Source organism: Conyzicola sp., from assembly GCF_046714715.1.
In the GTDB taxonomy this organism is placed as follows: domain Bacteria; phylum Actinomycetota; class Actinomycetes; order Actinomycetales; family Microbacteriaceae; genus Conyzicola.
On the sequence record NZ_JBKKAD010000085.1, the window covers coordinates 1 to 20,590 of the forward strand.

The following is a 20,590-nucleotide window of genomic DNA, read 5'->3' on the forward strand; positions in this document are numbered from 1 at the left end:
CGACCCGGGCAGGAACTCGGCGCGGTCCTGCGCGGCGCTCCCCGCCGTCCACAGCGCCTCGCGCTGCGTGAGGCCGAGCGACTCGAAGGCGCCGGCCGCCGCGAGAAACTCCAGCTGGGCGGTGGTCACGCCGACCCGCCGCACGAGATCGGCCATCGAGACGTAGTCTCCGCCGTGATCGCGTTCTGCCACTATGCGCTCGGCGAGCGGTGCGCCGATGCCCTTCACCTCGTCGAGCCCGAGACGCACGGCGAATGCGGCGTCGCGGCGGTGCGCCGCATAGTCGAGACGGATGCCACGGTCGAACGTCTGCGCAACGGGGGGCTGCTCGCGGTCGAGGCAAGTGCTGCTGGTCGAGTAGGGCGCCCCAGCCCCCGTATCGAGACCCTCCAACCCCGACCCCACACCCGAACGCAGGATGTCGGGCCGCAGCACCTCGACCCCGTGCCGCCGGGCGTCGGCCACGAGGCTCTGCCCCGAGTAGAAGCCCATCGGCTGGGCGCGCAGCATCGCGGCGAGGAACGCGGCCGGGTAGTGCAGCTTCATCCACGCGCTCGCGTAGACGAGCAGCGCGAAGCTCAGGCTGTGGCTCTCGGCGAAGCCGAAGTTGGCGAAGGCCTGGATCTTGGCGTAGATCTCGTCGGCCACGGCGGACTCGATGCCGTTCTGCTTCATGCCGGCGTAGAGCTTGGTGCGCAACGACTCGATGCGTTCGATCCCGCGCTTCGAACCCATGGCCCGGCGCAGCAGGTCGGCGTCTTCGCCCGTGCAGTTGCCCACCTCCATGGCCATCTGCATCAACTGCTCCTGGAAGACGGGAACCCCGAGCGTGCGCTCGAGCGGTTTCTTCAGCTTGGGGTGCAGGTAGGTCACCTCTTCTTCGCCGAGCTTGCGGCGCACGAACGGGTGCACGGCACCGCCCTGGATGGGGCCGGGTCGCACGAGCGCGATCTGCACCACGAGGTCGTAGAAGCGGCGCGGCTGCAGTCGGGGGAGCAGCCCCATCTGCGCGCGCGACTCCACCTGGAACACGCCGATCGCGTCGGCGTTGCACAGCATGTCGTAGACGCCGGCCTCTTCTTTCGGGATCGTGTCGAGGTCGATGCGGTCGCCCACCGACTCGCGCACGATGTCGAAGCCGTGCTGCAGGGCCGAGAGCATGCCGAGACCGAGCAGGTCGAACTTCACGAGACCCATCCAGGCGCAGTCTTCTTTGTCCCACTGCACGACCGTGCGGTCTTTCATGCGTCCGCGTTCGATCGGCACGACCTCGCCGACGGGGCGGTCGGTGAGCACCATACCGCCCGAGTGGATGCCCATGTGCCTGGGGAACTTCATCACCTCGAGCGCGAGGTCGACCACGGCCTCGGGGATGTCGTGTTCGGTGCTCTCGGTGAGGGCGCCGTGGCGTTCCACCTGCTTCGACCACGCGTCTTGCTGGCCCGGACTGTGCCCGAGCGCCTTGGCCATGTCGCGCACGGCGAACTTGGGCCGGTACTGGATGACGTTGGCCACCTGCGCCGCGTTGACGCGCCCGTACTTGACGTAGACGTACTGGATGATCTCCTCGCGCCGGTCGGAGTCGAAGTCGACGTCGATGTCGGGTTCTTCTTCGCGCATGCTGGAGAGGAAGCGTTCGAACGGCAGCTTGTACTGGATCGGATTGACCGCCGTGATCATCAGCAGATAGCAGACGGCCGAGTTCGCGGCGGATCCACGACCCTGACAGAGGATGCCGCGGCTGCGGGCCTCCCGCACGATGTCGTGCACGATCAGAAAGTAGCCGGGAAAGTCTTTGTCTTCGATGACCTGTAGCTCGCTCTCGACGCGAGCCGTGTCATCCGGGCTCAGAACGATGCCACGCAGGGCGACTCCCTGCCAGGTGAGCTCGCGCAGCCAGCTCATGGGCGTGTGCCCCTCGGGCACCCGCTGCTTCGGCAGTTCGGGCTTGGCCCGGCTCAACTCGAAGCTCAGGTCGTCGGCGATCTCGACGGTGCGTTCGATCGCACCGGGGTAGCGCGCGAATCGCGCCGCCATCTCGGCACCCGAGCGCAGGTGCGCGGAGCCGGATGCCGGCAGCCAGCCGTCCATCTCGTCGAGACTGCGGCGGGCGCGCACGGCGGCCAGGGCACTCGCGAGGTGGTGCTGCTTCGGGGTGGCGAAGTGCACGTTGCCGGTGGCCACGACGCCGAGCCCCTGCGCGGCGGCGATCGCGGCGAGGGCGTCGTTGTGCGCGCTGTCGAGGGGGTTGCCGTGGTCGGTGAGCTCCACGAGCACCCGGTCGCGGCCGAAGAGGGCCGAGAGCAGGTCGACCTCGCGGGCGGCATCGCGCTCCCGGTCGCTGCGGTTGACGCCCTGGCGGGTGAGCGCCTGCCGCACCGCGCCCTTGCGGCAGCCGGTGAGGATCGTCCACTCGCCGCCCGCTTGTTCGGACAGCAGCTCGAGGTCGTAGAGCGGGCGTCCCTTCTCGTCGCCCGTGAGTTGGGCGTGGGTGAGCGCGCGGGCGAGCCGGTGATAGCCCTCCCGTTGCCGCGCGAGCACGAGCAGGTGGCTGCCTTCGGGGTCGGCGATGCCGTTCTGCGGGGTGCGCAGACCGAGCGAGAGCTCGGAGCCGAAGATCGTGGCCGGCGTGGAGCCGCCCAGGATCTTCTGCGCCGCGGCCGCCTCGGCCATGCGCACGATGCCGTAGAAGCCGTCGTGGTCGGTGAGGGCGAGGCCGTGCAGGCCGAGCCGCGCGGCCTCCTCGATGAGCGACTCGGGGGAGGACGCGCCGTCGAGGAAACTGAAGCTGGAGTGCGCGTGCAGCTCGGCGTAGGGCACGAGCCCCGCGTCATCCGACCTCGACTGCCCGGAAGCCTTGTAGGCACCGCGTTTCGCCGACCACGCGGGACTGTCGCCGCCGTCGGCACCCGGCGGCAGCGTGCTGGGCCGGCTGGCGTCGGAGAGTTTGCGTTCGAACTCCGACCACGGGATCGGCGGGTTGTTCCAGCCCATCAGGTGCTCCCGGCCATCAGTCGTACCGCGCTTCGGCGACCCAGTCGGAACCGTCGGCGCCGCCGCTGTTCAGCACCAACAGCCAGGCCTGCCCCGAATCGTCGACCATCTGGAACCGGCTCGCCCTGCGGCTCGTCGCGGCGTCCCACCAGCGTTCGTCGATGATCCACGGGCCGGCCCACGCGGTGACCCTGCGCAGTTTCGCGCCCGACCCGGCGCTGAACTCGACGGGCGCGGCGGAGAGCGTGCCGCGGTCGTCGACGGTGACCGCGCGGCCGTCGGCGCCGAACACGTGCACGGGGTGCCCGGTGGGGAAGACCGTGGCCGGCGCGGGTTGCGGCAGCTGTCCGGGCCACGGGCGGGGCGTGAGGGTGGGCGGGCGGTCGCCCCAGGCCACGAGCGTCGCCCGGTCGCCGAGGGTGCGGCCGCCGCCCACGACGGCGGTGAGCACGGCCTCGTGGCCGAGCATTCCCTGCACGCGCGAGAGCCCGTGGTGGATGCGCTCGTCGGGCCCCGAACCCCACAGCCCCTCTTCGTGGTTGCCGACCGAGTCGACGTTCTCGGGGGTCACGGTGACGCGCGTGACGCCGGAGCTCAGCCCCGATTCGGCCGCGCCGCCCTGCAGCTGCCAACGCACCCGGTCGACGACCTCGCTCGCGGTGAACGACCGCGGGTGCAGCCAGCTGCGCCCCGACACCTCGCCCGAGTCGGATTCGATGTCGATGCGGATGCCCGTGCAGACGAGCTTCGCCGCGATGTGCCCGGCGATGAAGGCGTCGGCGATGGCGAGCACGCCGAAGCTCACCTGGTCGATGCGGTCGAGGGCGGGCTCGAACGAGACCACCTGCTCGAGGTGTCTGGGCGGAACGCGCGGCGCCACCAGCTGGGCGTCGAGCCCGCGGGCGAGGGCGTAGGCGCGCGCGCCCGGCTCGCCGAAGCGCTCGCGCACGTCGGTCGCGTCGAGCGCGGCGAAGGCGCCGAGATCGCGGATGCCGAGGCGTTGCAGCAGAACGGCGAGGGCCGGCTGGTCGAAGACCGCGAGGGGGAGCGGGGCCAGGAACCGGGCGGATGCGCCCTCGGCGACCACGCGCACGGCAGCGCGCGCTGTACCGGTGGACCGTGCCGCCTGCTCGGCCGTGAACGGTCCGTCGGCGATACCCACGCGCGCGCCGGCGACGCCGAGATCGTCGAGCACACCGATGAGCGCGAGGGCGGCCGGCTTCTCGCCGCCGTAGTAGCGGGCGGGCCCGCGCGCACGGATCGCCAGGCTGCCGGGGCGCAGAAGCTGCACCCCCGGCGTCATGCGTTCGATCTCGGTGATCACGGGCTCGAAGACGCGGTTGTCGACATCGGGCCGGTGCGGCAGCACCACGAGCCCCGCACAGCGCGCCTGCGCCTCACGCACGCGGATGCCGCGCTTGACGCCCTCGGCCCTGGCCGCGGCGGAACAGGCGAGAACGAGCCCCTTGTCGATCAGGGCGATCGGCAGCGAATCGTCTAGGCCGAGATCGCGGCTCGCCGCCGTGATCGGCCAGTCGGGACTCCACAGCACCATGGTGCGGGTCGGCGTGCTCATGCGGTCGCCGCCCGTCGCAGCGGCGCCTCGCGCGCAGCGTGACTCGCACCGATCGGGGTGACCTCGCGAAACTGCTCGGACTGGTCGGGCAGCCACAGTCGCGTGCTGCGCGGACGCCCGCCCGTGCTGCTGGTGACCGTGACGGTGGCCTGACGCGCCTCGAGGTAGCCGTGGCCGTCGCCGAGACCGCTCCAGTCGCTCTGCGAGAGGGTGAGGATCGCGTCGCTCTGCGGCCAGGCACCCAGCACGATCAGGGTCGAGCCGCGCTGACGCAGTCGCGCGGACAGCCGGGCGACCGCGCCGTCGCTCGCACGCTTCGGCGGCCGGGCGACGACGACGCTCATCACGTCGGCGATCGCGGAGGTGACGCCGAGCCACTGGTCGCCGGGCTGGGGCACGAGCACGAGTCGTTCGAGGTCGATGCCGAAACGCGCGGCCGCCTCGATGCCGAACTCGGGCACGCCCACGACGCCGCACCAGGAACCGGCGGCGCTCGGACCGGCGAGCAGCGCCATGAGCAGCGTGGTCGACCCGACGACCGAGTAGACGGACCCCTGTTGCAGCCCGCCACCCGGCAGCAGCCGCGCGATCGCCGGGTGGGTGGGGAGGGTGCGGGTGTCGAGCTTGGTCGCCTGCATCGAGCGGATGCGCGACTGCAGTTCGAGCACCTTCTGCGCCTTGTCGGCGGGGGAAGAATCGCCAGCGGCAGCCGCCAGGTCTCTGAGGCGCGTGGGGTATTCTCCGACGGCCTGATGGCTCGCCGGGACGGCTGGGGAGAGGAAAGACGCTGCCGCTGGCATCTCTTCATATTCGAACATACGTTCGAATATGTCAATTGCCACCGACATTCACCCGGCGTGTCGCGAACCGCCCGCGCGTGTCGTCAGCTCGTGCCGTGCAGGATTCCCCAGCCTCCTGAAGTGAAGGACACTGGAGCCATGGCCGAACATCCGATCACCCTGCGCCGATACGCGTCCACCGACGCGGCGGCGACCCTGCGTTGCTTCCAGCGCGCGGTGCGCGGCACGGCCTCGCGTGACTACGACCCCGAGCAGATCGAGTCGTGGGCGCCCCGCGAGGTCGATCTCGACGCGTGGGGGAACCGACGCGCGAGCGTCGACACCTGGGTCGCCGAGCGCGACGGCGAACCGGTCGGATTCACCGATGTCGACGACGACGGGTACATCGACATGATGTTCGTCGACCCCGATGCCGCCCGCAACGGCGTGGCATCCGCACTCGTGCAGCACGTCGTCGACATCGTGAACGCGCGCGGTGGTGCCGAACTCAGCACGAACGCCAGCATCACGGCGCGACCGTTCTTCGAACGCCACGGCTTCCACGTGGTCACGGAGCAGCGCGTCGAGCGGCGCGGCAGCGTGCTGACCAACTACCGCATGCGCCGCGTGCTCTCGACAGGATGACGCGGCACGGAATCTCCATATCGTCCTGTTGAGCGGCCGCCGGGGTCGGTCGATCCTGTTGAGCGGTTTCGCTAGCGCAGCCCCAGCTTCGTCACCCAGTGGCCGAGGAACGCGGCGCCGGCCTCGTCGTGGATGAGCTCGCCCTCGGTGATGATGTCGTAGGGGCGGTCGAGAATGCCGTCGAGCGGGCGCACATCGACGTGCGCCACGTCGTACCCGGCGGAATGGAGGTGGTCGGCCATGAGGTAGTCGCTGCGCGAGTCGCCCACCGACCGCCAGAGCTTCGGCAGCGGGCCGCTCGCCGCGAAGTACTCGAGGGCGCGCTCGGCGCCGCGGTCCTTGTCGAGCAGCACGGATTCGATGTCGGTCGAGATGATCGTGGGGTCGAGCCGGAACGGTACTTGCCCCGTGGCATCCGGAGCCTCCCGGTCGCCGAGGCGCACGCCGACGCCGTGGCGTTCGAGCACGGCGAACGACGCCTCGTTGAAACGCTCCTGCGTCGGCAGGTAGACCTCGCGCGACACGTCGGTGCGCTGTTCGACCGAGACCATGGCGTGCTTGGTCTCGTCGAAGAACATGGTGTCGGAGAATTCGGATGCCACGAGCTCACGCAGCTCGTCGACGACGGCCTTCGGCAGCGCCACGGCCTCGTCGACCACGATGTCGCCCAGGCCGTCGGCGGTCACGGGCGCCCACACCGCGCCCTTCTCGAACACGCCGAACATGCTCGTTCCCGGGCGGGACAGCGCACCGCCGAGTCCCGCGGCCAGCAGCGGCGTAATGACCTCGCCGCGGATGAACGCGTCAGACCGGCCGGTGATGAAGGCGATCGGCACGCCCGCCCCGGCGAGCAGCACGAGGTCGGAGACGATACTCGTAATGCCGATGCTGCGGCTGACGGGGCTCGCGACGGGCCCGTCGACGTCGAGCAGGAGGCCGAGGGGGGCGGTAACGAGAGTGGGGGGAGTCGAGGTCACCCCTGATTATTTCACGCCACCCGGTCGTCGGAGGCCGCCACGATCACCTCGCGCACCCGGCGCAGGTCTTCGAGCAACGAGCCGATGAGGATCCAGTGCGCGGCGCTCGGCGCGAGCACGGTGAACGGCTCGGTGAGGGTCGGCTGCTCGTCGGTCGCGGCCTCCGCGGGTTCGGCCTGCTGCATCACGAGCCGCAGGTCGTGGGCCGCGCGCGCCACCTCGGTCGAGAGTCCGGCCGCCGTCGGTTCGGTGTGGATGGTCTCGTCGTAGCGGTCGTCGAGCGCGCGGATCATGCCCGGCACCCGCAGCACGAGCACGTGGAGCGTGTCGAGCAGCTGGTTGTCGGTGGCGAGGGTCGAGCGGTGCACCGAGCGCCGCGGGTTGAACCGCAGGCTCTCCCCGGCGCCCGTCACGGCGGCGACCGCCTTGAGTTCCATCGGGTGCAGCAGCCGCGCGGTCACGAGGGCCGACATCCGCTGCTTCGCCGTCGACGGCTCCCTGATCAGCCGGGCCAGGTCGTCGAGCGAGTTCGCGACCTCCGCGCCGAGGGCGGCGATCGAGTCCTGCGCCGGCTTCAGCCGCACGGGTGGCACCACGATGACGTTGACCACCACGGCGATCGCCGCGCCGAGCACGGTCTCGAAGACACGCTCGACCGCGTAGCCGGGGGTGGCCGCACCGATGGTGAGCACGAGCAGGGCGCTGATCGGAATCTGCGCGGTGGTCGACTGGCTCAGGCGGAACGCCCAGCCCACGAGCAGCGAGACCAGGATGCTGGCGAGGATCAGCCAACTCTCCACACCGAAGAACGCCGCCGCGAGCGACGCGATCACGACACCGGCGATCACCCCGACCGTGCGCTCGAGCGCCTTCGCGAACGACTGGTTGATGCTCGGCTGCACAACGAGGATCGCGGCGATCGTGCCGAAGATCGGCAGGTCGCCGGGCAGGACGAGCAGGCAGGCGACCCACGCGAGGCTCGCGGCCACGGCCGTCTTGACGACCTGCAGCAGGGGAGTGCGGTCGGTCGCCCGCAGCACCCGTGCGTACCGCGCCGGCGCCAAACCGAGTTCGGCGAAGCGCCTGAAGCGCGAGTTGCCGGGATCCGTCACGGAACCAGACTATGCGGATGCGCCCCGCCCTCGCGGTTCCGGAGGCTACGCGCGCGCGGAGTCGAGGGCCCGCGACTTGAGGTGGGCGAATTCCTCGGCGCTGATGGTGCCGGAGTCGAGCAGGGTCTTCGCCTTGGCGATCTCGTCGGCGGGGCTCGTGCCGGCCACGTCGCGGATGTAGTGGGCCGTCGCCGCCTGGGCATCGCTCGCCGCTCGCTGGTTGCGTTCGGCCATCCCGCCGCCCCGCGCGATCAGGTAGACGAGCGCGGTGATGAACGGCGCGAAGACCAGGAAGAAGATCCACACCGCTTTCCACCCTCCGCTCAGCGTGTGGTCGCGGAACAGGTCGGCGACGATCGAGAACAACGCCATGAGGTAGGCGATGAACACGAAGCCCCAGAAGAAAAGCCAGATGACCTCCCAGAAGTTTTCCCAATTCATCGCAGTCCCCGTTCGTCGAATGCGGCCCGGTAGTGAGCGCACCTCCAGAGTGGCGATATCACCCGCGGTGCGGCCTCGCCTCTGCCGGGTGAATCGCACGGGCGGCGCGGGCAGCATCCTGATCAGCATCATGTGGTGGAAGCGCAAGGCCGTCGAGCTGCCCCCGGCACCCGTCGCGCCCGCGCGCGCCGTCATGCCCCGCGGCACGGCCATACTGCTGGGGCTCGCGGGGGCGACGGTGGTGGCGTTCGGGCTCTCGTCGATACGGTCGATCGTGGCCCCCGTGGTTCTCTCGTTGGTGCTCACGATCTGCGCGCACCCCCTGCGCATCGGGTTGGAGAAGCGCGGGGTTCCCCGCGGAATCGCGACGGGCTCCGTGGCCCTCGCCGTCTTCCTCACGCTCGCGGCGTTCATCACGGCTCTCGTTGTGGCGTTCGCCCAGTTCGCCACGCTGCTGCCCCAGTTCGCTCCGCAGATCGCGGAGATCGGCAGCACGATCGGAGCCGCACTCGCCGGCCTCGGCATCAGCTCGAGCCAGGTGCAGGAGATCGTCGCCGGGTTCGACCCCGGCCGCATCCTCGACCTCGTCTACGGAATCTTCGGCAATCTCGCCAACCTGACGGTCGCCCTCGTCATCGTGCTGACCACCCTCATCCTGATGGCGGCCGACGCCAGCTACCTCCGTGCGATCTTCGCCGAGCTGCGACCCACCCGTGCTCGGATGGTGACGTCGCTCGAGATCCTGGCCGCCGGCATCCGGCGCTACATGGTCGCCACCGCGTTGCTGGGCATCGCACAGGGCGCCCTCAACGCGATCGCGCTCGTGATCCTGGGCGTGCCCGGCGCCTTCCTGTGGGGGCTGCTCGCGTTCCTCGGCAGCTTCATCCCTAATATCGGCTACTTCATCGCGATCATCCCGCCCGTCGTGTTCGGTTTTCTCGTCGGGGGATGGGAGACGGCCATTCCGGTGATCATCGTCTACGCGCTGGTGAACGGCGTGGTGCAGACCCTCGTGCAACCGCGGGTGGTGGGCAATGCGGTCGCCCTGACACAGACCATCACCTTCCTGTCCGTTCTCGTCTGGACCACGATCATCGGACCGGTCGGTGCGATCCTGGCCGTGCCGCTCACCCTCATCGTGCGCGCGCTGCTGATCGACTCGGATCCACACGCGGGCTGGTGGCGGCCGGTCATCGGCGATCTCGCGCACACCAAATCGATGATGAAGGCCGAAGACACCGCGCGCAGACTGCGCCGACGCGGCACGGTATAGCGACGGGAGGCGCAGGTGGGACCGGTCATCGGCGACGTGCTGCCGCTCGCCCTCGGCATCGCCATCAGCCCCGTGCCGATCATGGCGACGACGATCATGCTGCTCTCGCCCAAGGCACGGGGTACGAGCGTGGGGTTCCTGATCGGCTGGGTGGCGGGCATCACGGTCATGACGACGCTGTTCGTGCTGTTGGCGGCTCTGCTGCCGAACGCACGACCGCACACCTCGAACGTGGCAATCGGCGTCATCGAGATCCTGCTCGGTGTGCTGCTCATCGTGCTGGCCGTGCGCACCTGGCGCGCCCGGCCGCGGTCGGGCGAGTCGCCTCCGGTTCCCCGCTGGATCACCGCCATCGACTCGCTCACGCTCTGGCGCGGGCTCGCCGTCGGTTTCGTCTACTCGGCGTTCCGGCCGAAGAACCTGCTGATCTCGCTCGCCGCCGGCGTCGTGATCGGCTCGGCGAGGCTCGCCCTGGCGCCCGCGACGATCGTGATGGCGATCTTCGTCGCCCTCGCCGCCTCGACGATCGCCGCGCCCGTCATCGCCTTCTTCTCGGGGGCACCCCGGGTGACGACCGGTCTCGAGGGGCTGCGGGAATGGCTGTTGCGCAACATCTCCACTGTCACCGCCACGGCGCTGCTCTTTCTCGGCGTGGTGGTCGTCGGCATGGGTATCGCCGAGTTCTAGAGAGGTCTGCTCCAGGCGATCTCACGCTGCAGTTGCCCGGTCTCGACGAAGAGGCGCACCTGTCGCGTCGTCGCCAAGGCCGCAGCCAGTTCGTCGCGGTCGGCCGCTACGAACCCCAGCTTCTGCCAGAAGGGTCCCGAGCGACGGCTGAACAGCCACGCACGACGCGCTCCCTGCGCCCTGGCCTTATCGATGGCGTGGCGGGCCAGTCGTGTGCCGAGTCCGGAGCCGCGAGCGTCCACCCCGACCGCCACGCTGCGGATGATGACGTCGTCACCACCCGCCGACACCTCGAACCCGGTGCTGCCGATGAGCGCGCCGGACTCGTCACGGAGCAGCCACAGACACACGTCGGGGTCGTCGAGCCCGCTCAGGGTGAGGTCGGCGCTACGGAGGAACGCGGTGAGTTCTGCGACATCCGCTGCCTTCATCAGTTCGAAGCCGGGCAATCTATCGGCCCTGGCGGCGACGCTTGCCCTGGGGTCGCGCCGTCGACCGGTGCACGTACTTGCCGCGCGGCTTCGCTACGGCCTTCTTTTCCGGCTTGTCCTTCGCGATCTGCAGGTCGGGATCGACTTTCTCTTTACGCGGCGCGATCGTTCCGCCCCGGGAGCTGTTGGCCGAGCGACCACGCACGATGCCCACGAACTCCTCGATTTCGGCGGTCTCGCCCTCGGTGCGCCAGGCCACGCCGATCCAGGTCTCGTCGGCGTCGGTGACGTCGCGCGAAACGACGTCTTTGCGCGAATACTGTCGGGCGAGCGCGTGCGGAACGACGAGCGCACCGACGCCGGCCGCGATGAGCTCCACGGCGTCGCGCAACGAACCCTGGTTGTCGTGCAGCGTGATCTCGGAGAGGTCGGCGAGCGTCACGGAATCCTGGTCGGCGAGGGGGTGGTCCTCGGGCAGCACCGCGACGGGGACTTCGCTGTACAGACGGATGACGCTGAGCTCACTCTCGGCCTCGGGGGGCAACGGAAGCCGCACGAATCCGACCTGCGCGCTGCCGTCGAGCAGCGCGGCCGCCTGGGTCGACTCGGTCGTGGCGAGAAAACCGAGCGGCTCGTCGGCACGACGTTCCTCCCAGAGTCTCGTCCACTTGGTGAGCGTGACGCCGGGCACGAAGGCGAGGGTGAGAGTCACGGTATCCCTTCGATTGCTGGTGCTGGAACGAGTCAAATCAACAAGTGCCGTAGCTCAGGCTACGCTCTAGGCATGAGTACCGAGCGTTCCCCGCAGTCCATGAAGCCCTCAACGGCCGCGCAGAAGCTCGGCATCTACCTGCCGGCGGCGCCCGAAGAGTTTCAGAAAAACGACATCACCCGCAGCGAGTTGAACGAGCTGCTCGCCAACCCGCCGGAGTGGGTCGTGCAGCTTCGGCTCAATGGTCCGCACCCCCGTCCGATCGTGGCGGGCAAGCTGGGCGTCTCGAACGCCGGCCTGGCCCGCGGCGGAGTCGACGAGGCCCTGACGACCACACAGATCCAAGAACTTCTTGCCGCCCCGCCGCGCTGGCTCGTGACGGAGCGCCGCACGCAGGCCGACGTGCGCGAGGAGAACGCGCGCCTCAAGCAGCGCGACAAGGAACGTGCCGAGTGGACCGCCAAGCAGGAGCGCATCGCCGAACGCGAGGCCAGCGACGCGGCCAACCGTGCCGCCCGTGCGGAGCGCGAAAACAAGTAATCCGCTAGTTGCGCGACCCGGTGCCGCGGGCGTTGTAGACGATCGAGTTCGACGCCCCATATTCGGCGAACACGGCGATGGCCTCGTCGCGCAGCACGTCCATCGTGACGCTGATGCCGCGGGCCTCGAGCTCGCGCTTCCAATCGCCGCCTGGGATGGGTCCCTCGTCGAAGCCGCTGAGCCGTTCGAGCTCGGGACCGTCTCCGGCGATCACAAGGTGCTTGACACCCGACCAGATGAGCGATCCGTAGCACATGATGCACGGGCGCCAGTTGACGACGAGTTCGAGATCCTGTTCGGCCGTGCCGCCGAGGTCCCAGCTGCCGGTGCGGGTCTGGGCGAGCGACAGGGCGGTGAACTCGGCGTGCCCGGCGGAGAGACCGGAGCTCAGCACGATGTTCACGCCCACCGACACGATGAGGTTGGTGGTGCGGTCGACGACGATCGCCGCGAACGGACCGCCGTTGCCCTCGCGCCAGTTGCGCGCTGCCAGCTGATTGACCACGGTCATCCGCTGCTCGTGGGTCTCGAGGGGTGCCGTGTAGTCGTCGAGTCGCGCGACGAGCCACGACGGCAGCTCGGCTGTGATGCTCGTGGCAAAGGAAGTGTTCATCGTGGCTCCTGCTGGATCGGGCGGGGCGTGCTCAGTGGAAATCGGTGGTGCGCGCGAGGTCTCCCGCACTGTCATAAGTCTTCCACTGTCCCCGCTGCTCTCCCGCCACGAAGGTGCCGGTGCGCATGAGAGTGCCGTCTTCGCGCGTCCAGACCCAGTCGCCGTTCATCGCGCCGTCAACGAACTCCCCGACGCCTTTGAGCGTGCCGCTTCGGTAATAGAATTCCCACCTGCCAGACTTCACTCCGTGCGCGTCGACGGGTCCACGGCCGGAGATCGTGCCGTCGCTGAACTGTTCCTCGCTCACGGTGGTACTCATGCTCAACTCCCGGGTTCATAGACAGATCAAGTGAAGGGCGCCAGGTGAATTCTCGAGTCGCCGTGGGTGCTGCTCGCTTCATTTTCGCGCTGGTCGAACTCGTTTCGCTGGTCGCACGTTACATCTGGGGGCTCGACACCGCCAGCTTCGCGCCGGGCAACTTTTTCGCCTACCTCACCATCCAGAGCAACATCGCCTTTATGGTCGTCTGCGTCGTCGGCGGCATCGTCGCGGTGAAGTCGACTGTCGACCCGCCGTGGCTCACCAACCTGCACGCCGTCGTGCTCAGTTGGATCCTGGTGGCCGGGATCGTATTCGCCATTCTGGTTCAGCAGGCGGGGGAGCGGGGCTTTCGGCTGGAGGTGCCGTGGAGCGATCAGGTATTGCACTTCTGGCTGCCCGGATTCGCCCTGCTGGAGTGGATCATCTCCCGCGGTCGGGGTCGCTCCCAGTGGCGGATGATCACGCTCACGGTCGGCTATCCCGTGATCTGGGGCGGCGTCACGCTCGTGCGCGGCGCGGTCGTCGGCTGGTATCCCTACTTCTTCCTCGACCCCGACCAGGTTACCGACCCGTTCGAGTTCGTCAGCTACTCGTCAATCGCCCTGATGACGTTCGCCGTGACGAGCACGGGGGTCATCTCACTGGCCCGGATACGGCCGGTTGCCGAGAGGCTTACCGGGCGAACGGTGCGAGCGTCTGCAGAACAGCCGTAGTCAGTTCGTCGTCTGTCAGCAGCTCGGTGCGATCCGCGGCCGCGCCACCGACGATTCCCACGAGCACCGGTTCGCCGGTGAGGGGCTCCAGGTTGTACCAGGTCGTGATCTCGTCGTCGGTTCCCACGAGGTTCCACAGCACCGCGTCGGTCGTCCAGAACGGCTCATCGAATCGCAGCCACACGGTGTCGATCGTGCCCATGCCGAGGGCGGCGATGGCGGTGCGGTGTTCGAACGGCAACAGCGGGTCGAAGTCGATGCTGTTGTCCTGCAGCACTCCGAGAGGAACCGTGACCACCACCCTGTCGACCGAGAGCGACTCGCCCGTGCCGAGCCGCAGGCTCACCCGGTCGTCGCTGTAGGCGATGCCGACCACGGCCGTCGAGAGGAAGGTTTCTATGCCGTCGAGCGAATCGTCGATGGCCGACCGGAGGCCACCGGTAACGACACGAACCGGCTCGGCATCGGTGACGGCGGAGGTAAACCAGCTGGAGAGTTCCGTCGCGTCGGCGCCGTACCTGGTGGCGAGCGTCGCGAGGTGCTGCGCGATCAGGTCGTCTGCCGCGAGTTCGCCGCTGTCGGATGCCGCGGCTTGCGCCGCCGCACCCGATTCGTCGAGCGACGTTTCGATCGGTTCATCCGTAGCCTGCAGTCGTGCCCAGTCGAGCGCCGAGCTCACGGCGATCGCACTCACGGGGTCGGAGCCGCTCTCGCCCGTCGCCGACCGGAAGACCGAGCTGTCGACGCCGGCGCCGAGTTCGGCGGTGGACACTCCGAGTCGTTCCAGCTCGGCGACGGTGCCGGAGTCGGCGATACGCCAGGCGCCGAGTTCGGCCGGGAACGACCAAGACTCGCCGGTGACCGTGTCGATGCGGCCGCCCGTGCGTTTGCGTGCCTCGATCACCACCACGTCGAAACCGCGTTCGGTGAGGAGCTTCGCGGTCTCGGCTCCCGCCGCGCCGGCGCCGATCACCGCGATCGTGTCGTTGGCGCTGCCGACCTCTGCCACGGCCGCGGCCGCGGCGGCGCCGGAACGCTGCGCGCCGAGCACCGTTCCCGCGTCGTCGACCGAAGTCGCCTCACCGGCGAAGAAGACGCGACGCAGGAGGGGCACGGTGAGCGCCCTGCGGTGCTCGAGGGTCGAACCGACCGCCATGAAGCTCACCGAGCCGCGCGCGAACGAATCCTTGCCCCACGCGCTGCGGGCGAACGAAGTCGGCGTAGGCACAACACCGGTCGCGGAACGCGTCGGGCTGGGAGTCGGGTCGGGCTGCGCGTCGACCGCACACGCGGTGAGAACCAGCACGGAAAGGCCGGATCCCGCTCCGATGAGGAAGTTGCGACGAGTGAATGACATCTCAGCGCCACTGTACCCGACCGTGCACGGCGGGAGCGCAAGCCCCCAGCCGGTCTGACCGGGATACCGGCGCCGGGCATAGCGTCGACGTATGGCAGATCTCGAAACGACGCACGAGGAATCGATCGTGCGCAAAGACACCAACGAAAGCCCTACCAGCGAGAAGGACACGGAGGTGAAGCAAAGCGAGACCGTCGAGTCGAGTTCGACGGTGGACAACGACGTCGACCCGAAGGATCTGAACCTCTAAGGATCTGAACCTCTAGAGCACGAGCCGTCGCGCGCTACGCCTCGAGCCGAGCGGTGCGCGCGGACAGCAGGTGCTCGATACCGCGCAGCGGGATGGCGAGCCAGTCGGGCCGGTTGCGCGCCTCGTAGATCGCCTCGTAGACCGCCTTGTCGAGTTCGAACGCGTCGAGCAGGGGCCGGAACGTCTCGATGTCGACTCCGGACTCGGCGAGATAGCCGGAGGTGAACGCCTCGCGGCACGCTTCGGCCCATTCCGTCGGGTTACCGGGGGTCGCGCCGGCGGCGTAGTCGAACGACCGCACCATTCCGGCGACGTCGCGGAGCGCGACATCCGGTCTGTCCCGCTCGTTCATGGGACGCAGCGGCTCACCCTCGAAATCGACGAGCACCCAGCCGCGCTCGGGGACGAGCAGGGCCTGGCCGAGGTGGAAGTCGCCGTGGATGCGCTGCAGCAGCGGCCACGTGCCGGCGCGAGCGGTCTCGTAGACCGCGGCGATCTCGTCGCGGCTGTCGAGCAGTGCGGGGACCTCCTGGATGGCCAGGCGGAGACGCCGGGCCCAGGAGACGCCGAATCCGGCGATGGCGTCGTCGGTTGCCTCGGTGGTGGGCATGACCGAGGCCAGCCCGGAGTGTACGCGGGCCGTCTGCTCGCCCAGCAGGCGCGCCAGCTCGGTGAAGTCGCTCCCGTCGGCCGCGAACCGCAGCGCGGCCTTCCAGCCGTCTTCGGCGCCGGCGAGGAACTCCTGCGCGAAGGCGAGGTGGCCGTGAGCCCGGCCGCCCGGCCGGCCCACGTCGTCCCACTCGCCGTGGGTCTCGCCGACGAAGCGGGGCACCGCTGTGGAGCCGGCGGCGCTGAGCGCGGCCTGCAGGGTCACGTCCGGGTTGTCACCGTGGTGCAACGCGCGGAACACCTTGCAGATGATCGAGGGCGTGCCGTCGATCTCGAAGATGATCGAGGTGTTCGACTGTTCGCCCGAGAGCACGGTGCTGCGCGTCACGGTGACCTCGCTCGCCAGTTCCGGGGCGAGCAGCGCGAGCAGCGCACGCGGGTAGGCCTCGTCGTGCGGGCCGTCGAAGATGTAGTCGCCGTCGTCGTTCTGTCCGATGAGGTAGCCGCGCTCGGCGGGTTGGACGGTCGAGCGTTCGACGATCGGAACCTGGTAGAGCGTCGGGATGTGCCCCTCGTCATCCATCACCAGGAGCACGCTCACGCGGGCGTCCGGGTCATCGGACGGCACTGATTCTTGGGAGAGGATGCGCAGCCGGGGCTCGTGCCCCTTGCCCGCATACCAACGCTGTCGCGTGATCCACTGTGCGATACATTCCAGCGTTGTGCTCATGCTCTGAATCAGACCTCCGGGTTTGTCTACGGTCTTCTGTCTACCCGCTGGGAGGTCGGAAGGCGAGGGCTTGCGCTACTTACGCCGCGAATTCCAAGCCGTGGTAAGGCGGGCGGTCGCGCGGTCGACGAGAACGCCGAGCACGAGCGCAACCGAGACCGAAATGGCCACGGCGAGCACCGGGTTGCCGTCGAACCAGGAGCCGAACAGCGCGCCGATCAACGCGTTGTACGACGCCCAGCACACGCCGGCGATGGCGGTGAGCGCGAGAAACCGCGGGTAGGCGAATGCGCTGGCGCCCGCCGTGAGATTGACGGCGATGCGTCCGAAGGGGATGAACCGCGCGGTGAGCAGCACCGCGGCCGCCCGCTCGGCGAGCGACCGGCCGGCCCAGCCGAGCACCCGGGCGACGCGGGGCCGCCGCATCCAGGCGAAACGCTCGAGCCCCACGGTGCGGCCCAACCAGAAGGTCAGGCTGTCGCCGATGGTGGCGGCGACGGCGGCGACCGGGATGAGCACCGCCAACTCGGGAGACCCGGTGGAGAGCGCGAGGGCACCGAGCGCGACGACCACGGTTTCGCTCGGCACGATGATGAAGAAGGCATCGAGCACCGTGAGCACGAACACAACGACGTAGACCCAGGGCGAGGCGGCAAGCACCAACGTGGCATCCGCTATGTATTCCATGGGCCATGACTACCGGCGCGAGGTGAACGCCCGGGGTCGACGACCCCGTTGTCGACGGGTTAGTCGGGGAAGTCGCCCCAGCGGCCCCACTCGGTCTCGCAGTCGGCCCTGCGGCACCGGTAGGCGGGGCTGTCGTCGTCGAAGGTGCAGCCCCCGAGGGCGATGTGGCCGGCGAGGGCGGAGTCGAACATCTCCGCGCTGGCGAACCCGTATACGATCTCGAGCGGGTATCCGGTCTCGCACCGCGGGCAGACCTCCAGAAGGATCTGCTGTGGGAGTCGCACGTTGTTGCCTCCGGCTTCGTCGATGGAGTGACTTCACCAGCACCGCGCCGATATTGTTCCCCCGACGTCCACTGTAACGCTGCCGGTTCGATAGAGGAACAGCCGCGTTTCAGCGCGTCGTAAATGAAAAACTTCCGCTATTTCTTGCGGCGGGAAGCGCTTGCCCTCGCGAGCGCGAAACGGCGTGTCAAGCCCGGCCGCGCGCTTAGTTGTAGGGGCAACTAAGACGCTAAGCTCCCGGGATGGACGACACCCGGTGGCTCACGCCCGAACAGCTGAGCGCGTGGAAGAAGTTCGTCGCCGTGGTCGAGGTGCTGCCGGGCATCCTGGATTCGCAACTGCAGCACGACTCCGACGTGACCCACTTCGAATACTTCACCATGGCCATGCTGTCGGAGTCGCCCGAGCGCACGCTGCGCATGACCTCACTGGCGTCGGCCACCAACTCCACGCTTCCGCGCCTCTCCCACGTGGTGTCGCGGCTGGAGAAGCGCGGCTACGTCGACCGCAACCCGTGCCCCGAGGATCGCCGCGCGACCAACGCGACGCTCACCGAGGCGGGCTGGCAGAAAGTCGTCGCGACGGCCCCCGGGCACGTGCAGACCGTGCGCCAGAACGTGATCGAGCCGCTCACCGACGCCGACATCGCCGACCTCGACCGCATCATGAGCCGGGTGCTGCACACCATCGACCCGCACACCCGGTTCAGCGCGAACGGCGAGGCCGCGCCCGCCAGCTAGGGGCGCGCCGTGTGCAACCCGAGCACGTCGAGCACCCAGGCGATCTCGAACGCGCGCTTGCGCCACGACTCGTAGCGGCCGCTCACTCCGCCGTGGCCGGCGCTCATCTCGGTCTTCAGGAGCACGGATGCCCCGACCTCACGCAGCCGCGCGACCCACTTGGCCGGCTCGACGTAGAGCACGCGCGTGTCGTTGATGCTCGTGATGGCCAGGATGCGCGGGTATCGCATCTCGCGCACGTTCTCGTAGGGGGAGTACGACTTCATCAGCCGGTAGACGTCGGCGTTGTGCAGGGGATCGCCCCACTCGTCCCACTCGATCACGGTGAGGGGGAGCGACGGGTCGAGGATGCTCGTGAGCGGGTCGACGAAGGGCACGACCGCGAGGATGCCGGCGAAGGCCTCCGGGGCGAGGTTCGCGACGGCGCCCATGAGCAGCCCGCCCGCGCTCCCACCCTCGGCGACGAGCCGGTCGGCCGAGGTGACGCCGGAGTCGGTGAGGTGGCGTGCCACCGCGACGAAGTCGGTGAAGGTGTTGCGCTTGGTGTGGGTCTTGCCGTTCTCGTACCAGTCGCGGCCGAGCTCGCCACCGCCGCGCACGTGGGCGACCGCGAAGATCACGCCACGATCGAGCAGGCTGAGGCGCGAGATCGCGAAACCGGGGTCGATGCTGTGCTCGTACGAGCCGTAGCCGTAGAGGTGCAGGGGAGCGGGGTCGCCGGCCGTGACGAGATCGCCGCGGTAGACGAGGGAGATCGGGATGCGCGTGCCGTCGGCCGCCGTCGCCCACTCGCGTCGCTGCACGTAGAGCGCGGGGTCGTAGCCGCCGAGAACCTCCTGCTGTTTGAGCAGTCGCAGATCGCCGGATGACACGTGGTAGTCGTTCACCGTCGAGGGGGTGACGAAGCTCCCGTAGTGCAGTCGCACGACCGGCTGGTCCCAGTCGGGATTGCCGCCGGCCGCGACAGTGAAGAGCTCTTCGGAGAAGGGGATCTCGGCGAATCCGTCATCGGGCTCGTCGAGCCGCAGTACCGCCACCCGCGGGAGCGCTTCGCGGCGGTATTCGAGAACCAGGTGGCCCGCGAACGCGTCGATGCTCTCGATTCGCGTGCCCGCTCGGTGCGGTACCAGGGGGCGGCCGGGGGCTCGGGGATCGGTGGCTGAGACATCCGTCACCTGGAAATCGACGGCACCGTCGTTGTGCACGATCAGCAGACGGTCGTCGCCGTCGATCACGGCGTGCTCGATCGAATACTCGATTCCCTCGCGGCGAGGCCAGACCACCGTGAACTCGCCGGTGGGGTCAGCCGCGTCGAGCAGGAGCGCCTCACTCGTGATCTTCGAACCGAGCTCGATCTCGAGGTAGCGGCGGCTGCGCGTCAGCCCCACACCCACCCAGTAGCGTTCGTCGGCTTCGTGGAATACCGAGACGTCAGCGGTCGACGCCGTTCCGACCTCGTGGCGCCAGACGGTGTCGGGGCGCCAGGCGTCGTCGACGGTGGTGTAGAAGACGTACCGGCCGGTGGCGTCGAAGACCGCGCCGCCCGCCGTACCCTCGACCACGTCGGCGAGGTCTTCTCCGGTGGCGATGTCACGCAGGCGCAAGGTGTAGCGCTCATCACCCTCGGTATCGACGGCGTAGAGCAGGGTTCCCCCGTCGCCGGTCACGTCGAAGCTGCCGAGAGAGTAGAACCCGATGCCCTCGGCCTCGACGTTGTCGTCGAGCAGAACCTGCTCGCCGGTGATGCTGTCGACCGCGGGAGGGGTCCAGTCGTCGGGGCCGGCGATGGGCGCGCGGCAGTGAATGCCGTACTGCTTGCCCTCGACCGTGCGCGTGTAGTACCACCAGTTGCCCTCGCGGACGGGCACGCTCAGGTCGGTCTCCTTGGTGCGGTTCTTGATCTCCTCGAACAACTGCTCGCGTAGACCGGCGAGCTCGTCGGTCTGCGCGTCGGCGTAGGCGTTCTCCGCCTCGAGGTGCGCGACGAGCTCGGGGCTCTCTTTGTCGCGCATCCACTCGTAGTCGTCGACGAACACGTCGCCGTGGTGGATTCGTTCGGAGGGGATCTTGCGGGCGATGGGGGGCTGCGACGACATTGCTTCAGGCTAGCCGCCATCG

22 protein-coding genes are annotated in these 20,590 nt (G+C 68.9%); 7 read left to right on the forward strand and 15 right to left on the reverse strand.

The window, feature by feature from the left end; translation table 11 throughout:
- The 3 genes from ACLQ6X_RS06900 to ACLQ6X_RS06910 all read right to left on the reverse strand — a co-directional run.
- Positions 1 to 2,994, reverse strand: a 2,994-nt coding sequence (locus ACLQ6X_RS06900; RefSeq protein ID WP_411699435.1) for an error-prone DNA polymerase, incomplete at its 3' end; no start/stop codon positions are given.
- A 16-nt stretch (positions 2,995 to 3,010) separates the two neighbouring features.
- Complete coding sequence (locus ACLQ6X_RS06905; RefSeq protein ID WP_411699436.1) at positions 3,011 to 4,570, reverse strand: DNA polymerase Y family protein; 1,560 nt, start codon at positions 4,568 to 4,570, stop codon at positions 3,011 to 3,013.
- A complete protein-coding gene (locus ACLQ6X_RS06910; RefSeq protein WP_411699437.1) occupies positions 4,567 to 5,388 on the reverse strand; it encodes a hypothetical protein in 822 nt (273 codons plus the stop codon). The genes ACLQ6X_RS06905 and ACLQ6X_RS06910 overlap by 4 nt, the downstream gene beginning before the upstream one ends.
- Positions 5,389 to 5,490: 102 nt before the next feature.
- Between ACLQ6X_RS06910 and ACLQ6X_RS06915 the strand changes: the two genes are divergently transcribed.
- Complete coding sequence (locus tag ACLQ6X_RS06915; RefSeq protein WP_411699438.1) at positions 5,491 to 5,994, forward strand: GNAT family N-acetyltransferase; 504 nt, start codon at positions 5,491 to 5,493, stop codon at positions 5,992 to 5,994.
- 71 nt (positions 5,995 to 6,065) lie between these two features.
- On the opposite strand, the gene ACLQ6X_RS06920 is transcribed toward ACLQ6X_RS06915, so the two are convergent.
- From ACLQ6X_RS06920 to ACLQ6X_RS06930, 3 genes are read right to left on the reverse strand one after another with little or no spacing between them, the layout of a single operon-like run.
- Positions 6,066 to 6,971, reverse strand: coding sequence for a hypothetical protein (locus ACLQ6X_RS06920; RefSeq protein WP_411699439.1), 906 nt, complete (start codon positions 6,969 to 6,971; stop codon positions 6,066 to 6,068).
- 11 nt (positions 6,972 to 6,982) lie between these two features.
- Positions 6,983 to 8,083, reverse strand: a complete 1,101-nt coding sequence (locus ACLQ6X_RS06925) for an FUSC family protein (protein ID WP_411699440.1) — start codon at positions 8,081 to 8,083, stop codon at positions 6,983 to 6,985.
- 45 nt (positions 8,084 to 8,128) lie between these two features.
- Positions 8,129 to 8,524 carry an SHOCT domain-containing protein gene (locus ACLQ6X_RS06930; RefSeq protein ID WP_411699441.1) on the reverse strand — a complete coding sequence of 132 codons (396 nt, stop codon included), beginning with the start codon at positions 8,522 to 8,524 and terminating at the stop codon, positions 8,129 to 8,131.
- A gap of 88 nt (positions 8,525 to 8,612) precedes the next feature.
- Here ACLQ6X_RS06930 and ACLQ6X_RS06935 point away from each other — a divergent pair, with 88 nt between their 5' ends.
- Positions 8,613 to 9,797 (forward strand): AI-2E family transporter, encoded by a 1,185-nt coding sequence (locus ACLQ6X_RS06935; protein WP_411699442.1) that lies wholly within the window; start codon positions 8,613 to 8,615, stop codon positions 9,795 to 9,797.
- A 15-nt stretch (positions 9,798 to 9,812) separates the two neighbouring features.
- Entirely contained in the window at positions 9,813 to 10,484 is a 672-nt protein-coding gene (locus ACLQ6X_RS06940) for a GAP family protein (protein ID WP_411699443.1), read from the forward strand.
- On the opposite strand, the gene ACLQ6X_RS06945 is transcribed toward ACLQ6X_RS06940, so the two are convergent.
- The gene (locus tag ACLQ6X_RS06945; protein WP_411699444.1) at positions 10,481 to 10,933 is read right to left on the reverse strand and encodes a GNAT family N-acetyltransferase; all 453 of its coding nucleotides are present in this window, start codon (positions 10,931 to 10,933) and stop codon (positions 10,481 to 10,483) included. The genes ACLQ6X_RS06940 and ACLQ6X_RS06945 overlap by 4 nt on opposite strands.
- Position 10,934: 1 nt before the next feature.
- The gene (locus ACLQ6X_RS06950) at positions 10,935 to 11,627 is read right to left on the reverse strand and encodes a LysR family substrate-binding domain-containing protein (RefSeq protein WP_411699445.1); all 693 of its coding nucleotides are present in this window, start codon (positions 11,625 to 11,627) and stop codon (positions 10,935 to 10,937) included.
- A gap of 72 nt (positions 11,628 to 11,699) precedes the next feature.
- On the opposite strand from ACLQ6X_RS06950, the gene ACLQ6X_RS06955 reads away from it, so the two are divergent.
- Positions 11,700 to 12,167, forward strand: a complete 468-nt coding sequence (locus ACLQ6X_RS06955) for a DUF5997 family protein (RefSeq protein WP_411699446.1) — start codon at positions 11,700 to 11,702, stop codon at positions 12,165 to 12,167.
- 4 nt (positions 12,168 to 12,171) lie between these two features.
- Here ACLQ6X_RS06955 and ACLQ6X_RS06960 read toward each other — a convergent pair whose 3' ends face one another.
- Together ACLQ6X_RS06960 and ACLQ6X_RS06965 are read right to left on the reverse strand one after the other, a co-directional pair.
- A complete protein-coding gene (locus tag ACLQ6X_RS06960; protein ID WP_411699447.1) occupies positions 12,172 to 12,780 on the reverse strand; it encodes a nucleoside deaminase in 609 nt (202 codons plus the stop codon).
- A 31-nt stretch (positions 12,781 to 12,811) separates the two neighbouring features.
- Entirely contained in the window at positions 12,812 to 13,099 is a 288-nt protein-coding gene (locus tag ACLQ6X_RS06965) for a toxin-antitoxin system YwqK family antitoxin (protein WP_411699448.1), read from the reverse strand.
- A gap of 44 nt (positions 13,100 to 13,143) precedes the next feature.
- On the opposite strand from ACLQ6X_RS06965, the gene ACLQ6X_RS06970 reads away from it, so the two are divergent.
- The gene (locus ACLQ6X_RS06970; protein ID WP_411699449.1) at positions 13,144 to 13,815 is read left to right on the forward strand and encodes a Pr6Pr family membrane protein; all 672 of its coding nucleotides are present in this window, start codon (positions 13,144 to 13,146) and stop codon (positions 13,813 to 13,815) included.
- On the opposite strand, the gene ACLQ6X_RS06975 is transcribed toward ACLQ6X_RS06970, so the two are convergent.
- The gene (locus ACLQ6X_RS06975) at positions 13,775 to 15,172 is read right to left on the reverse strand and encodes an FAD-dependent oxidoreductase (RefSeq protein WP_411699450.1); all 1,398 of its coding nucleotides are present in this window, start codon (positions 15,170 to 15,172) and stop codon (positions 13,775 to 13,777) included. The genes ACLQ6X_RS06970 and ACLQ6X_RS06975 overlap by 41 nt on opposite strands.
- Positions 15,173 to 15,263: 91 nt before the next feature.
- On the opposite strand from ACLQ6X_RS06975, the gene ACLQ6X_RS06980 reads away from it, so the two are divergent.
- A complete protein-coding gene (locus tag ACLQ6X_RS06980; protein ID WP_411699451.1) occupies positions 15,264 to 15,422 on the forward strand; it encodes a hypothetical protein in 159 nt (52 codons plus the stop codon).
- A gap of 34 nt (positions 15,423 to 15,456) precedes the next feature.
- On the opposite strand, the gene ACLQ6X_RS06985 is transcribed toward ACLQ6X_RS06980, so the two are convergent.
- The 3 genes from ACLQ6X_RS06985 to ACLQ6X_RS06995 form a co-directional block, all read right to left on the reverse strand.
- On the reverse strand, positions 15,457 to 16,761 hold the full coding sequence (locus tag ACLQ6X_RS06985) for a maltokinase N-terminal cap-like domain-containing protein (RefSeq protein WP_411699452.1): 1,305 nt from the start codon (positions 16,759 to 16,761) through the stop codon (positions 15,457 to 15,459).
- 75 nt (positions 16,762 to 16,836) lie between these two features.
- Positions 16,837 to 17,448 carry a DedA family protein gene (locus ACLQ6X_RS06990; RefSeq protein WP_411699453.1) on the reverse strand — a complete coding sequence of 204 codons (612 nt, stop codon included), beginning with the start codon at positions 17,446 to 17,448 and terminating at the stop codon, positions 16,837 to 16,839.
- A 59-nt stretch (positions 17,449 to 17,507) separates the two neighbouring features.
- Positions 17,508 to 17,732, reverse strand: coding sequence for a hypothetical protein (locus tag ACLQ6X_RS06995; protein WP_411699454.1), 225 nt, complete (start codon positions 17,730 to 17,732; stop codon positions 17,508 to 17,510).
- Between the two features lie 242 nt (positions 17,733 to 17,974).
- Here ACLQ6X_RS06995 and ACLQ6X_RS07000 point away from each other — a divergent pair, with 242 nt between their 5' ends.
- Complete coding sequence (locus ACLQ6X_RS07000; protein ID WP_411699455.1) at positions 17,975 to 18,472, forward strand: MarR family winged helix-turn-helix transcriptional regulator; 498 nt, start codon at positions 17,975 to 17,977, stop codon at positions 18,470 to 18,472.
- Here the strand turns inward: ACLQ6X_RS07000 and ACLQ6X_RS07005 are convergent.
- Positions 18,469 to 20,568 (reverse strand): S9 family peptidase, encoded by a 2,100-nt coding sequence (locus tag ACLQ6X_RS07005; protein ID WP_411699456.1) that lies wholly within the window; start codon positions 20,566 to 20,568, stop codon positions 18,469 to 18,471. The genes ACLQ6X_RS07000 and ACLQ6X_RS07005 overlap by 4 nt on opposite strands.
- Between the last annotated feature and the right edge of the window lie 22 nt (positions 20,569 to 20,590).

What these genes read in the sequence shown, in the direction of transcription:
- ACLQ6X_RS06930 (WP_411699441.1), bottom strand. Translation starts at nt 8,524, where the DNA reads ATGAATTGGGAAAACTTCTGGGAGGTCATCTGGCTTTTCTTCTGGGGC.
- ACLQ6X_RS06965 (WP_411699448.1), bottom strand. Translation starts at nt 13,099, where the DNA reads ATGAGTACCACCGTGAGCGAGGAACAGTTCAGCGACGGCACGATCTCC.
- ACLQ6X_RS06955 (WP_411699446.1), top strand. Translation starts at nt 11,700, where the DNA reads ATGAGTACCGAGCGTTCCCCGCAGTCCATGAAGCCCTCAACGGCCGCG.
- ACLQ6X_RS06985 (WP_411699452.1), bottom strand. Translation starts at nt 16,761, where the DNA reads ATGAGCACAACGCTGGAATGTATCGCACAGTGGATCACGCGACAGCGT.
- ACLQ6X_RS06980 (WP_411699451.1), top strand. Translation starts at nt 15,264, where the DNA reads ATGGCAGATCTCGAAACGACGCACGAGGAATCGATCGTGCGCAAAGAC.
- ACLQ6X_RS06975 (WP_411699450.1), bottom strand. Translation starts at nt 15,172, where the DNA reads ATGTCATTCACTCGTCGCAACTTCCTCATCGGAGCGGGATCCGGCCTT.
- ACLQ6X_RS07005 (WP_411699456.1), bottom strand. Translation starts at nt 20,568, where the DNA reads ATGTCGTCGCAGCCCCCCATCGCCCGCAAGATCCCCTCCGAACGAATC.
- ACLQ6X_RS06960 (WP_411699447.1), bottom strand. Translation starts at nt 12,780, where the DNA reads ATGAACACTTCCTTTGCCACGAGCATCACAGCCGAGCTGCCGTCGTGG.
- ACLQ6X_RS06905 (WP_411699436.1), bottom strand. Translation starts at nt 4,570, where the DNA reads ATGAGCACGCCGACCCGCACCATGGTGCTGTGGAGTCCCGACTGGCCG.
- ACLQ6X_RS07000 (WP_411699455.1), top strand. Translation starts at nt 17,975, where the DNA reads ATGGACGACACCCGGTGGCTCACGCCCGAACAGCTGAGCGCGTGGAAG.
- ACLQ6X_RS06910 (WP_411699437.1), bottom strand. Translation starts at nt 5,388, where the DNA reads ATGTTCGAATATGAAGAGATGCCAGCGGCAGCGTCTTTCCTCTCCCCA.
- ACLQ6X_RS06990 (WP_411699453.1), bottom strand. Translation starts at nt 17,448, where the DNA reads ATGGAATACATAGCGGATGCCACGTTGGTGCTTGCCGCCTCGCCCTGG.